The organism is Flagellimonas pelagia (assembly GCF_003584135.1).
Taxonomy (GTDB): domain Bacteria; phylum Bacteroidota; class Bacteroidia; order Flavobacteriales; family Flavobacteriaceae; genus Flagellimonas; species Flagellimonas pelagia.
In genome coordinates, this window is sequence record NZ_QXFI01000033.1 from 35691 (window position 1) to 48778 (window position 13088).

Consider the following 13088-nt stretch of genomic DNA (forward strand, 5'->3'; position numbering starts at 1 on the left):
TAGGCTAGTTCAATTTTAAGCAGTCATTAAATCTATTAAAATCCATAGGTTATTGAAAAATTAATCCCAAATGGATGCCCAGGCCGTAATCCGGCAGGAACCCTTGACACCGCATAGGTCGTATCGAACAAGTTAATGATATTGGCGGAAAAGGTGAAGTGGCTATTATAGAAATAGCGACCGGACAGGTCAACGACAAAATTGGAATCTACCCTTAAATTTGTGGGAATGGTCCCTGTTCCTGCTTGTGTCCTGAATGCATCGATATAGCGTGCACCCATGTCAATGCCAAACTTTTCATGCCCCAGGCCAAGGTTCAAATTGAACTGGTTCTTGGCGATATAGGGTATCTCATCACCCACCGAGACTTCCCCGAATATAGCGTTGGCACTGTCAAATGAACTAAGAAACTCGGTATCGGTCAAAGTATAGTTAAACGTTAACGGTAAGCGGACCTTTTCCGAGCTGTTATTCAAAAGGTTATAGTTCAACGATACTTCTACACCGCTGACCCTTACCTCGCCAGCGTTGAATTGGTCCAAGCTGCCCGTACCACCTGTAGCCGCAAGGTCGCTCCCCAACAAGTTTTGATAGTCGTTATAGTAGCCTACCACTTCGCCTTGAATTCCATGATAATTGAAACGGGTACCCAATTCATAATTTATACTGCTTTCCGCATCTTGGCCTTCGTTATTGCCGGGAGGGGAAAACCCCTTGTGCACCCCGCCAAAAACGGAAAGATTTTCGGCAAAGGTATAATTTGCCCCTATTCCCGGAATCCAAACATCCACTTGGTTCTCACGTTCGGAAAGGTCCGTACCCGATCTCGTTGCATCGTTGGTACCGTAATTTATCCTGCCCAACGTAATATTCTCGTACCGAATACCCGGGGTGAATGTAAACCTGCCCAAATTTAGTTTGTACAAGGTATGTGCAGCAACTGCCTTCGCGTTGCCGATACGGTTGGCATCCGCCCCTTTGATGCCGACTGTTGTGCGTATTAGTTCATTGTTCTGAAAACCATACCTGTCTACCCATTGAAACCTGTCCTCCTCATCCTCATGGTACCGTATACCCAGCTCCAGGCTTTGTAACCAGTCAGCGCCCCAGCGCAACCGGGCAATGGACTGTATTCCTTGGGAGGTATACCTCCTGTTATTCGCTTTTATGCCGAACACATCTTCCGGGGTATCCGTGTTTCCCAACAGGGCATTGTATTCCATGGCATAGGTTTCCGGATCTGCGAGCACATTGTTTATTCCAATGCGCTCCCCAAGATTTACATCGTCCAATTTATACCAGTTGCGCTTAAACTTGTTCACATATCCCGTGGTGGTAATGGACAGGGCCTGGGAAAGTTTAAGAAAATGTGTTAATTGGTATTGTTGGTGCTCCGCTTCCATCACATCTTCCGAGGATGCCCTGTATCTGCGGTACGGGTTTTCATTGAAATCGGCATCGGTCAACCCTAAATAGGTTTCATTGGCCCTTTCTTCGGAAAATTGGATTTTAAAGAGAAGGGATTGATAGACTTTGGCACCTTCATCGGTATTCATTCGAAACTTTGCCAAATAGTCCGATTTATCAAAACCCGTATTTCCCCCTCCGTCAATATTTTTAAAACCGTCTGAATTGTAGTTATAGTATTCGCTTACGAATCCGAAGTTCTTAAAACTATCGCCTACCACGATCTGGGTATTCTTTGAATTGAAGTTACCGGCCGATAAGGTCGCTCTTCCCATAAACCGCTCCGGTATCCGGGTAGAGATCATGTTGATGGCGCCACCCGTAGTATTTGGCCCATATTGCACCTGACTACTTCCCTTTAATATTTCCACGGCCTGCATCCTTCCGATCGTGGGGAAATAATATGCGGCAGGAGCACTGTAGGGGGCGGGGGCTATAAGTACCCCATCTTCCATAAGATTGATTTTTGCACTACGTTCTGGAGAAGTACCCCTCAAACTGATATTGGGCCGTAATCCAAAACCGTCCTCCTCGTAGATATTGACCCCGGGCACGTTTCTCAATATCCTGTTAATATCGTTATAACTGAATTTTTGGAGTTCTTTCGCCGATATATAATTTGCGGAACCCGTTCTGTTGCTGGCTTCAAATTTACTCCCTAGAATTGCACTTCCATTGACTATGACCTCGTTTAAGACTTCCGTTTTCAGGACAGTTGAATCTTTGCCATCATTGCTTTCCTGTGATAATCCTAAATTCGCTGTCAGGAGCATTATTGAAAATACAGTTAAAAACCATTTCATATTATACTTATTTAGATTGAATAAAAATAAAGTGCAAACGTAGGATAATTTTTGGTTTGGCGCAATCTTATTGAGAAAGATTCTAAATAATTTTTTAGTTTTATAATTACTATTAAGTTTATTGCTTTATCCATTTTGGAACTGTCAAAAAAACCGAAATGGGTATATGTCAGAATCTGTTTTGAGCATTCATATATAATATCATCGGAATTCCTAAACTCGCAGGAGTTTTAGCCTGTTGATGGATTTTTACCTGATGATTGCGGGAGTAGCAATGGCATTCAGTAGCGTATCGTTTGTAGCGAACAGCTTACGGCTAAAATGAGTAAAACTTTAATAAGAATAAGTTCAAACACGATGAAAACTTTAAAATTTAAAACAAATATCAATTGTGGTGAATGTGCATCTAAGGCAACACCTTTTCTAAACAAGCAAGACAGGCTTGAAAATTGGGAAGTGGATACTGCTAATCCTGATAAAACCCGGACAGTGGAAAGCAATGGAGCATTCGAAGAGGAGGTAAATACTACGCTCCAAAATATTGGATTTAAGGCGAAAGTGTAAATTCAAATTAATGCTGTTTTGTAAACTACTCCGCCAATCATGATTTACACCATAATCTTTGGACTACTTCTTGTGCTTGCCGTTTATTTTTTTTCCAGAATAGGAAGAAAAAAGGTAAAGCCTTTCCCAAAACATTGGCATCCGTTGCTGATGGGTCATGTGCTCTTTTACCGGAACCTTCCAAAAGCAAAGCAGGTAGTTTTTCAGGAACGAATGATGCAGTTCTTAAGCGAGGTATATATTGATGGGGTACAACTGGAATTAGAAGAACTGGACAAAATATTGATTGCCGCAAGTGCCGTGATTCCGGTTTTTGGTTTTGAGGAATGGCACTATACCAATTTGAGCGGTATACTTCTATATCCTGATTATTTCAACGAAGATTTGGAATTCGATAGTAAGGGACAACTGCGAAATATAGGGGGACTGGTCGGTAGCGGCAGGTTCGAAAAACAGATGATTCTATCAAAAAAAGCGTTATACCATGGCTTTGCCAATACCACCGATAAAAGCAACACTGGTATTCACGAATTTGTACACCTCATAGATAAAATAGACGATGTGACCGATGGAGTGCCAGAACGGTTATTGAAACATCAATATACAATCCCGTGGCTAAAGTTGATCCACAAGGAAATGGAAGCCATAAACGATAACCATTCCGATATCCGAAAGTATGGGGGAACCAACGAAGCCGAGTTTTTTGCCGTGGCTTCCGAATACTTTTTTGAACGGCCCGATTTACTAAAAAAGAAACATCCGGAACTGTATAAAATGCTGGTGGAATGTTTTAGGCAGGAACCTTCTAGTGGGAACAATTACGGCTAATGAAGAGACAAAAAGTAGTCTATGTGCCAAAATCGAAAATATTATGGGTACACGCTTTAATCTTTGAAGATTGTATTGCTAATATCATTTGTCGCGAATTTTATTGGTTACTTGAATCCAATGAGAAGTAGCATACCTTATAGTTCTGTAAAGGGTATATCGACACAACTATCGAAAGAGACCACAAATGGGATAGTCCTAGAAAACCGCACACAGTTTTTCGGTATACTTCTTTCTTCTTCGCCTATCTTTAATTTACTGATTTCCGCACATTTATAAGCGCGAAAAATTGATATCTATTGGAGTTTTGCAACGGCCACGTTCGTTTTATTTGACCTTAAAATCGCAATCAATAGTTCATATAAATTTGATGCAATCACTAAATATATATCCATATATAAGGCTTAGTGCTTAAAGGCTGTTTTGAAACGTGTGAATTATGTAATGTTTATCAATATTTATGTACCAAACTCTTTATGGTTCTTTTGCACCTTTGACTAAAGTTATCTAAATAGATATTAAGTACAATAATATTTGAAAAGAACAATTTGGTTCACAAGATAATTAAAAGTCAAGAAATTCATTCAGACCGATATTTGATAATGCAAACTCACAAATGGTATGGATAGGAAAATTAAAGGAAAAAGGGCAAAGCGTAATGCAAAAAATAGAGCGGGATACACATAAAAAAACTGTTCGCCCCATAACCTAAGCATTAAGAGTTTAAGGAATCGATTGCGTTTAAAAACGAAAAATTTAGTACTAATTCAAAACAAAAGATTATGGACAAATTACCTAAAATGGCCTTACCCGCAATAATCATATTTATTATACTGGTTATTGTAATAGCAAAATCCGCAGTGACAATCGGTTCGGGAGAGTCCGGTGTATTATACAAAACTTTTGGTGGAGGCGTTGTGACCGACGAACCACCCTTGGGCGAGGGCTTTCATATCGTAGCACCTTGGAACAAAGTTTTTATATATGAGGTAAGACAGCAGGAAGTTTTTGAAAAAATGCAGGTACTATCTTCCAACGGATTGGAAATAAAACTGGACGCCTCCGCATGGTTTGAACCAAAACGGGAATTTTTGGGAAAGCTACACCAAGAAAAAGGCTCGGAATACATTCAACGGGTACTATTACCTACGATTCGATCGGCGGCAAGAAGCGTTGTGGGGCGGTATACCCCGGAGCAATTGTACTCCAGTAAGCGAGATGCGATACAGGCCGAGATCTATGAAGAAACCAAAAAGATCGTTGACGGACAGTATATTCAACTCAATGAGATATTGGTAAGGGATGTCACTTTGCCAGTTACCATAAAGGAAGCTATAGAGCGTAAGCTAAAACAAGAGCAAGAGTCGTTGGAATACGAGTTTCGTTTGGTTACAGCTAGAAAAGAAGCTGAAAAAGTAACAATTGAAGCACAAGGAAAGGCGGATGCGAACAGAATTTTAAGTGCTTCATTGACAGATAAGATATTGCGGGACAAGGGTATCGACGCAACATTGGAACTAGCGAAGTCACCTAACTCGAAAGCAGTCATTGTTGGCAGTGGCGATTCCGGATTACCATTGATATTGGGAAGTAATTGATTTTGTTTAGTGTGATAAATCAAAAAGTTCAGACGAACCCAATCATAAATGGAGCAGGAACTAAAAAGCTCTTGATTTATTTTTCCCCACCCAAAGAAGTTGGCAGCTCAAAAACCTTTAATTCGAAATAAGGCAAGGCGGCCAAAAGATGATCGAAAATATCGGACATGACATATTCGTAATTTTCCCACCGCTTGTCGGCACTAAAAGCATAAATTTCCAAAGGAATGCCCTGTGGTGTCGGTTCCAGTTGTCGGACCATCAAGGTCATGGTCTTGTTGATTGCGGAGTGTTTTTCAAGATATGAAGAAACATATTTACGAAATACCCCAAAATTTGTCAGGTTCCTGCCGTTTATATTCAAAGACTTATCTACATCCTGCTGAGTATTATATGCGTTGATTTCGCTGGTTCGGGTATTTAGGTATTCGGCAATCAATTGTACTCTCTTGAGTTCGGTCAAATCTTCATCTGAAAGAAAACGAACACTTTTTTGACTGATTGTCATTGCCCGTTTGATTCGTCTTCCACCGGAAACCTGCATGCCCCTCCAATTTTTAAATGAATCTGAAATCATAGCGTAGGTCGGGATCGTTGTGATAGTCTTGTCGAAATTTTGCACCTTTACCGTGGCCAAGTTAATTTCGATAACATCGCCATCCGCTCCGTATTTATCGAAAGTAATCCAATCGCCGATACCTACCATATCGTTTATACTGACCTGTATACTTGCGACGAGCCCTAAAATGGAATCTTTGAATATTAATAGGATTATTGCGGAGCCCGCACCGAGGGCGGTAAAAAATTTCCAAATTTCAACACCGGTAATTATAGCGAAAACGGCCATTACACCAACGATCCAAGCAAAAATCATGAAGACTTGAATATAACTATCAATCGGTTTATCGTGAAACCTTGGCTTGGTTTTCAAGTAATCGGTCGTACTCCTGAACAATCTTTTGACCAAAGCGAGTGCCAACAAGACGAACAGAATGTGGAGTATTTTCAATACTAGAACACCGACGTAATCAAATCCGATAAATGCCATCGGGACAAACTTGAACAAGAGTATCAACGGGAAAATATGAGCCACATAGCTTGGTACCCTGTGCGCCACCAGAAAATCATCCAAGTTGGTCTTCGATTTTCGCGCTATTCGAACCGACAGTGCTCGCAGCACCTTCAAGATAATAAGGTCGAGCAACCATACAAAAAGCAGGATTCCCACTAGCCAAATAATCAAATTGAGGTATAAGGCGAGATTTTCGCTCATACCGGTCTTTAAAAAATATTTATACAGTATGCGAAATAGTCCGTCTTTCATGTCCTAAAATTAGTAAGCGTTATGGGTAGAAGAATTTGCAAAGATACGGCTAACTTGACTCTTTCCTCAGTTTACGGGAGCTTATTACTATCCTTATCTATAGCTCAACCGGAAAGTGAATTGCTTACCATATCGTAAACGATGTGCTGTTTGGTGGCATCACCTTGCTAGAAAACGTCATATTTATTCTGTATACTTTCCCAGCGTTCGCTTCATTAATATTTATCGATAAGTATAATGACCAAATTGCCTTTGGTAAAATGTTACTTCAAAGGCGGTTGATTTCCGTTTCAGTCAAACAATATTTATAGAACATGATAGTTGTGTTGGACTTCAATTTCGGACCTTCTTTTAGGCAGATGAATTTAAAACTATCTAAGTGAAAATTTGATATCCAAGGATTTTAGTTGTTTAAGACGACGTTCTTACAAACAGAACAGTAAAAATGAAAATTTTCTCCCACCTGATATATCTAAAAACCTGTGAAATGTGTAAGCTTTACGAAAGTTCTTATAAAAATATCTTTGATGGTTTATTTACCTTTAAACTTCGGTTTTAGACGTTTTATGCATACAGTAAGAATCAAAATCTTTTCTTCGTCCAATTTTATGATAAAGGCAGTTCCCCTCAAACTCGATTAGTGTCGCCTTCAACATTTTTAGCCGAAAAGTGCGATAATTCAATGGGCTGTTCTTTTTTGGTCAATTGTCAAAATCATTAGGAAAGTAAAAATAAATAACTACTGATTTTGAAATCTACATTTCTAAAATTGGTTTAATAAGTGATAAATCATAGGATAACAAAGAAATTTTCGAATTTAAAACAAGAACGTATGGAACATGATATAGAACATAGGGATCAATTGGCGAGATTACATGATCGGCACAAAAGATTTTCACTGAAGGTTTACGACCATCATACCGCCAATGAAGAAGAAAAAAAGGTAAAAGCACATAAAAAATGTAAGAAAGCCTCGGAAGAATTGGAGGCTATGAAGACTAAGCTGCTTACTAAAAAAGGAGAATAGATCTAGTAGAAGGGTCTAAATAGAACGAAGATGTTTTATTGAAAAAAGAATAAAAACTAGAGTAAGAATTCAAGGCTTGGGAGAAAAGGCAGACGAACATGCCAAAAGACCCAAGAAAAGTTTTTGGAGCATTATCCTAATTTTACAATTCGTAATTAGATGTATTCTATTTTTTTATGAACAAAAGGGGCCAGTTTTTCTGGTCTCTTTTCAATAAATTAATGAAGAATGAAAAAAATATGTATTGCGCTGGACTATAATCCGTCCGCAGAAAAAGTAGCTGAAACAGGTTATGACTATGCCAAAGCACTGGGAGCTCAAACTACATTGGTACATGTAATAACCGATGCTACCTATTATGACATTGATTATTCACCCATAATGGGTTATACGAGTGCTTTTGCCAAGAACAATTTGGAAGTGGTTGACGAACTGGTTCATGGTGCCGAGAATTTTCTATCGGCCTCGGCCCAACATTTGGGAAGCGGGGACATCAAGACCGAGGTGTTGAAAGGCGAAACCGCAGACGCCATTCTGGACTACTGCGTAAAAAATAAAATTGAACTTTTGGTTATGGGAACGCATAGCCATGGAGTACTTGAAAATGTACTGATGGGCAATACGGCGGTCACGGTCGTTCGGCATGCCAAAATTCCTATTTTAATTGTACCTACAAAAAATATAAAATAAGAAATCAGCATCAAAGCTAAATAACTATTGTAGGCCAGTCTCGAAACCCTTCATCTCGAGAAGACCAAAGAATGGATTGAACAAGTCCGCCCTTAGTAAGAAGCGTTCAGCATTTTAAGCGATTTCGTAGATTGTAAATAGCCCACAACAATCTTTAAGACTAGTTAAACAAAGGTTTATAACCTATAATGATTTCATTCTATGATGGAATTCCCTTCCTTTCTGGAATATCGAGGAAAAAAAATAGTGCGTTTACCTCGAATAACAAGATGGCGGATGAAACGGTTTGGGTGTGGTTTATGAAGTAGTTATTTCTCAAATATAGGCTCAATTAGTTATCAATATTTTTTAGCACACTTTCGCCATTATCCAAAATGCTGAGCTCTTTTCCAAGACTCGCCCCATTTTCTTCATATTATCACCAACCAACGGTATCGCTAAATTCCTAAGTACTTGCCAATATACGAATATTGACTGAAGGGTCTAGATTGGGGAAAGTTTCCGGAAGGGGCTTACGTAAAAGACACTGCGTAATATCGATAAAACTTCTAATTAGAAATATTATTTCAAGAAATTGGCAAAACATTTTCTAGTGAAGAGATTTGACTATAAGAACTGTTAGAATATATTAATGAGGAGGGACAGGGACGTGTTTATCCAAGTTCCTAGGCGGAAGTTTAAAACCCTTCGCCTTCAAGCCTGACCGAGTGGGCAAGCTGCGCTGGCCCGCATTCGGCCGTCTTTCCGGCTACGGTTTTTAAACATCCTCGGCACCGCGCATAAAAGCATGGAGGCGCAGAAAAAGCGCTCCATGCATTTATCTTGCCTACGCACAATTAATTTCGAAAATTCTTGTTTAAAATATGTAATCCTTAGTGATATATTTGTAATAACCCAAGGCCAATTCCAATGAAAACAAATATTTTCATCTTTCTTGCATTCCCGATGCTGCTATTTCTTTCGTGCAATAGCGACGACGACAGTGTTGCAGAATCGGATAGGAAGCAAGCTTTGTTCGGCCAGTGGGAATATGAGGCTATCGATTCCAATACCGCCGTAGACATAAATGGCGACGGTACGGTAAATATAGATTTATATAATACCAATGAAATCCGCCAATGCTTAAAGGACAACCTTACTTTTTTTAGTGATGGTCCCGCTGACGAAGGAAAAGATTCCTACACTATAAACGAAAACGGATTAAGCTGTGGTGATGTAGCTGCCTTTGCCAATGTTGAAAAAGACCAATACGAATTAATCAATAATGAAATTCTTCGTTTCGATAATAAAGATGATATGACCATCATCGAGTTTAGCCAAAACAGGTTAGTCCTAGAGCAAGACGACTTTTTAGACAATCAAGATGTTGTCATAACGTATACTTTTAAAAGAAGCTAGAAAATGGTTTGCATTACCCCCTTTTGATCATACTCTAACAATTTTCCCCGATGTCCATTCACTCCACTGGCCATTGGTATCCCTGACCCGGACCTCAAAGTCCTGATCAAGATATTTCAAACGGCTTTCTCGGGGTTCCTCTTCCAACATGAAATATCGATCCACTCCACTGCCCGTGGCTTCGTTGTAATTGAACAATCGGGTATCCCACCGGTTGGTACTCCTGTTGAATATCCTGATTTCCACCTGGTCCAGCGTAGCACCGCCATAGGCTTCCGAGCACCCGATATCAAAACAGGTATAGATCCTGACCTGATAATCGCAGCCGTTCAATCCACCACAACTGACATTGTGCTTTTCCCCTTTTACAAAAGCCACGGGCCTTCCTAAAGTGTCAACAAATGTGCTTCCGCTTTTGGAGTGTCCTGTTGAGTTCTCCACCTCAAAATCAATGGTAAACGTATTTGGGGTCTCTGGATAGAAAGTAAGGTTGGTACTCCCGTAGTTCAACGGAATTGTCTCCCCCTCATCATATCTATTTCCGCCATAAAAGAAATAACCGACACGGTTTCCATTGAAAGAATATGTCATTTGATAGGTCACGGCCGGATCATGGGTGCCAATGGCATTGGTAATGACCGTGATGTTAAAGGGTTCTTCTTCCAAACGTTCCCCAGGGGCCTGACTAACGGTCAACTCGAATGGTTCCTCGTACCTTTCATAGTTGATATTGACATTGGCCGTTTTCTCCACATCCGATGAGGAGCGCACCGTAAAAGTGATGTTATGGTTGCCCTCGGTCGTTCCGGTATATTTTCCTGAAAATGCCCCCACGGGTACATCAAAACTTTCCCCAGCAGAGTAATTGGTGCCCGCATATTCAAAAGAACCATTGTTACCATTTGCCGAAAAATACATCACGTAGGTGTCCCCACCGATTCCGATTTCGGAAATATTGAAGTTAACATCCACCTGTTCCCCGATATAGGCCTGCTGCAATGTGCCCGATGCGGTAAAGGTGTAATCCTTGGCCGCAACGTTTACCGTTATATCCACGGTTTTCTCCAATCCGGTATCGTTTCGGACCGTGAAGGCCATTCGAACGGTACTTTCATTGGTACCTTCGAGCGTCCAGTTAAAGTTGCCCGTATTGACATCATAACTGTTCCCGGGGCTTACCTCTATACCATTGTTGTCCCTGATGAGCGCATTGCCGTTCATACTGAATCGCATCGTGTAATCCGAAGACCCGACACTTTCCGAAATATTAAAATTGAGGCCAGTGGTTTCCCCTACGGTTATGTCCGATTTTTGGGTGCCCCCGGTAAAGGTAAAGTCGACCTGGTCAAAAGTGATGGTAGTGTTGGCCGTTCGGGTAACGTCCGATCCCGATTCGACACTGAGAACGATAGTATGCTGTCCGGGTTCCGATCCGGTATAGGAAATATTGTTGACCCCGGCACCCAAAGGAAATTGTTCCCCCGGACCATAGGTTATACCATTAATGGACATCGACCCGTTTTGACTAGAGGAAAAGAAAGCCGTGTAACTGTCGTTCGCTCCGTCGGGAACTTCGTCGATATCCACGATCATACCCACCGGAATGTTGGAAAACTCAGTAGCCTTGGACGGGGTCATATTGACCGTAAAGTCGTTGTTGCCAACGACAACGGTAACCTTATCTTCAAGGATCTGACCGTTGCTGTCACGAAGCAAAAAGGTTATTTCGTAGGTTCCTGCCTGGTCCCCAACGAAATCATACGCAAAGCTTCCCGGACTTACCGAAAAATATTGGCTAGGGATTATTGGCGAATTTCCATTGTACAATTGTGCGTCACCACCTGAAATAAAGTAATTCAGTTCATAGGAAACCCCATCGTAATCCCCTTGTTCGATAAGGCTGAGTGAAATTGTACCGCGCTGGCCTACCAATACCTCGTTGCTATTGGCCGAGGCATTGAATTCCAGTTCAAGGGGATTGGCATCCAGATCGATCTCCACAGGTCCGACCGCTTGCCCGTAATTGTCCGTAACGAGAAAATTGATGCGATGCGGACCCAAGGTTTCGGGCGTATAAAACAATGGGAAATTACCCAAGTCGACCGGATAGTCGGTATTGTTCCGGATCGTATTTCCATTGACCCCAGTAACCCTTCCGTTTCCTTCTTCTAGGTCATAGGTCAGGAAATAATCGATATTGGATGTGTTACCGTTCGATTTAATGTTGAAATTAAGCTGTGTCCGTTGGTTTACGAATACCTGGTTGCTTTCCGAATTTCCGCTAAACGTGAAGGGAATGTTGGCAATCTCGATCTCGACACTGTCCCTTTTCCTCTGGCCATTGCTGTCTCGTATATCAAAATAGATTTTGCGCTGCCCCAATTCATCGTCCTCAAAAGTATAGTTATAATTGCCGGGATCAATGCCGCGAAAAGTCCCGGGGTCCATGACCCCGCCATTCTGGTCCCGTACAACTCCCGCGCCTTGGCTATCGGAAGAAAAGGAATGGCTAATATCATAGGTAACTTCGCTTTCCTCGTCCTGTGTCTGCAAATCGACATTGATTGCCAGGTTGGTATCCAGCTCCACCTGTGAGGATGCCGCGGTTGCCCTGAACGTGAAATCGACATTTCCGACCGTCAGCAGCAGCTCATTCGTCAGGGATGCCCCATCGGGAGCCTTGGCAACCATGGTCAATTTGTGCTCGCCCAAGGTTTCTGGTAAGTAGCCAAATTCGGTAACGCCCTTGGGCAACTTGAAGGGGGTTCCAGCATTGTAGGTAACATCGTCCAAATGAAGCTTGCCCGAACCATCTTCCAGTTGGTAGGTAATCTCAAATTCCTCGGTCGAATCCCCATCCGGAGCTACCGTGTTCTTGTCCCGTAACAAGGTTACATTGACGGGGTTCCGGCTATTGATAATGAAATCCCCGGTACCCTTGCCCAAGAGAAAGCTGAAACTGGCGTACTTGACATTGTAGGCCAACTCCAACTCCTTTTGCAATCGGTTTGAATCCCAGGCCAATACCTTGACTTTGTGCATACCCGTATCGATGGGCATATAGCGGTAAGAAAGGTCAAAATCCTTGACGGGGATGGTATCGTTTTCGCGGATGGTATCGTTTTCCGTACCTAAATAATAGCCTTTCCCGTCAAGGATATTATATTTCATGAAATAGGAAACGGTAGAGACCATCCGATCGGGTTCCAAGCTGAAATCCGTTCTTACAGCTTCAAATACAAAGCCGTTTTCCTCGTTCGTGCCATGAAAGGTAAAATCAAAGGAATCCTGCACTATTCCTTCAAAGTCCTTGCTACAGGCAATTATAAATATCATGCATAGCGTACCTATGGCGACTATGCGTTGTGGGGTATTGAATTTCATAACGT

Annotated in this window: 9 protein-coding genes; 6 read left to right on the forward strand and 3 right to left on the reverse strand. The window is 41.5% G+C overall.

The window, feature by feature from the left end; translation table 11 throughout:
- Positions 1–35: 35 nt before the first annotated feature.
- Complete coding sequence (locus D2V05_RS14235) at positions 36–2240, reverse strand: TonB-dependent receptor family protein (protein WP_235855469.1); 2205 nt, start codon at positions 2238–2240, stop codon at positions 36–38.
- Positions 2241–2627: 387 nt separating this feature from the next.
- Between D2V05_RS14235 and D2V05_RS14240 the strand changes: the two genes are divergently transcribed.
- The 3 genes from D2V05_RS14240 (at position 2628) to D2V05_RS14250 (ending at position 5260) form a co-directional block, all read left to right on the forward strand.
- Complete coding sequence (locus D2V05_RS14240) at positions 2628–2834, forward strand: heavy-metal-associated domain-containing protein (protein ID WP_119648609.1); 207 nt, start codon at positions 2628–2630, stop codon at positions 2832–2834.
- A 39-nt stretch (positions 2835–2873) separates the two neighbouring features.
- Positions 2874–3662, forward strand: a complete 789-nt coding sequence (locus tag D2V05_RS14245; protein ID WP_119648292.1) for a M90 family metallopeptidase — start codon at positions 2874–2876, stop codon at positions 3660–3662.
- 782 nt (positions 3663–4444) lie between these two features.
- A complete protein-coding gene (locus D2V05_RS14250; RefSeq protein WP_119648293.1) occupies positions 4445–5260 on the forward strand; it encodes a prohibitin family protein in 816 nt (271 codons plus the stop codon).
- Between the two features lie 76 nt (positions 5261–5336).
- On the opposite strand, the gene D2V05_RS14255 is transcribed toward D2V05_RS14250, so the two are convergent.
- Positions 5337–6533 carry a mechanosensitive ion channel family protein gene (locus D2V05_RS14255; RefSeq protein WP_417935676.1) on the reverse strand — a complete coding sequence of 399 codons (1197 nt, stop codon included), beginning with the start codon at positions 6531–6533 and terminating at the stop codon, positions 5337–5339.
- A gap of 883 nt (positions 6534–7416) precedes the next feature.
- Between D2V05_RS14255 and D2V05_RS14260 the strand changes: the two genes are divergently transcribed.
- From D2V05_RS14260 to D2V05_RS14270, 3 genes are all read left to right on the forward strand, one after another.
- A complete protein-coding gene (locus D2V05_RS14260) occupies positions 7417–7611 on the forward strand; it encodes a hypothetical protein (protein ID WP_119648610.1) in 195 nt (64 codons plus the stop codon).
- Positions 7612–7839: 228 nt separating this feature from the next.
- Positions 7840–8301 (forward strand): universal stress protein, encoded by a 462-nt coding sequence (locus D2V05_RS14265; RefSeq protein WP_119648295.1) that lies wholly within the window; start codon positions 7840–7842, stop codon positions 8299–8301.
- Between the two features lie 909 nt (positions 8302–9210).
- The gene (locus tag D2V05_RS14270; protein ID WP_119648296.1) at positions 9211–9699 is read left to right on the forward strand and encodes a hypothetical protein; all 489 of its coding nucleotides are present in this window, start codon (positions 9211–9213) and stop codon (positions 9697–9699) included.
- A 27-nt stretch (positions 9700–9726) separates the two neighbouring features.
- Here D2V05_RS14270 and D2V05_RS14275 read toward each other — a convergent pair whose 3' ends face one another.
- Positions 9727–13083, reverse strand: coding sequence for a TraQ conjugal transfer family protein (locus D2V05_RS14275; RefSeq protein ID WP_119648297.1), 3357 nt, complete (start codon positions 13081–13083; stop codon positions 9727–9729).
- Positions 13084–13088 lie beyond the last annotated feature (5 nt).

What these genes read in the sequence shown, in the direction of transcription:
- D2V05_RS14235 (WP_235855469.1), bottom strand. Translation starts at nt 2,240, where the DNA reads ATGCTCCTGACAGCGAATTTAGGATTATCACAGGAAAGCAATGATGGC.
- D2V05_RS14240 (WP_119648609.1), top strand. Translation starts at nt 2,628, where the DNA reads ATGAAAACTTTAAAATTTAAAACAAATATCAATTGTGGTGAATGTGCA.
- D2V05_RS14245 (WP_119648292.1), top strand. Translation starts at nt 2,874, where the DNA reads ATGATTTACACCATAATCTTTGGACTACTTCTTGTGCTTGCCGTTTAT.
- D2V05_RS14250 (WP_119648293.1), top strand. Translation starts at nt 4,445, where the DNA reads ATGGACAAATTACCTAAAATGGCCTTACCCGCAATAATCATATTTATT.
- D2V05_RS14255 (WP_417935676.1), bottom strand. Translation starts at nt 6,533, where the DNA reads ATGAGCGAAAATCTCGCCTTATACCTCAATTTGATTATTTGGCTAGTG.
- D2V05_RS14260 (WP_119648610.1), top strand. Translation starts at nt 7,417, where the DNA reads ATGGAACATGATATAGAACATAGGGATCAATTGGCGAGATTACATGAT.
- D2V05_RS14265 (WP_119648295.1), top strand. Translation starts at nt 7,840, where the DNA reads ATGAAAAAAATATGTATTGCGCTGGACTATAATCCGTCCGCAGAAAAA.
- D2V05_RS14270 (WP_119648296.1), top strand. Translation starts at nt 9,211, where the DNA reads ATGAAAACAAATATTTTCATCTTTCTTGCATTCCCGATGCTGCTATTT.
- D2V05_RS14275 (WP_119648297.1), bottom strand. Translation starts at nt 13,083, where the DNA reads ATGAAATTCAATACCCCACAACGCATAGTCGCCATAGGTACGCTATGC.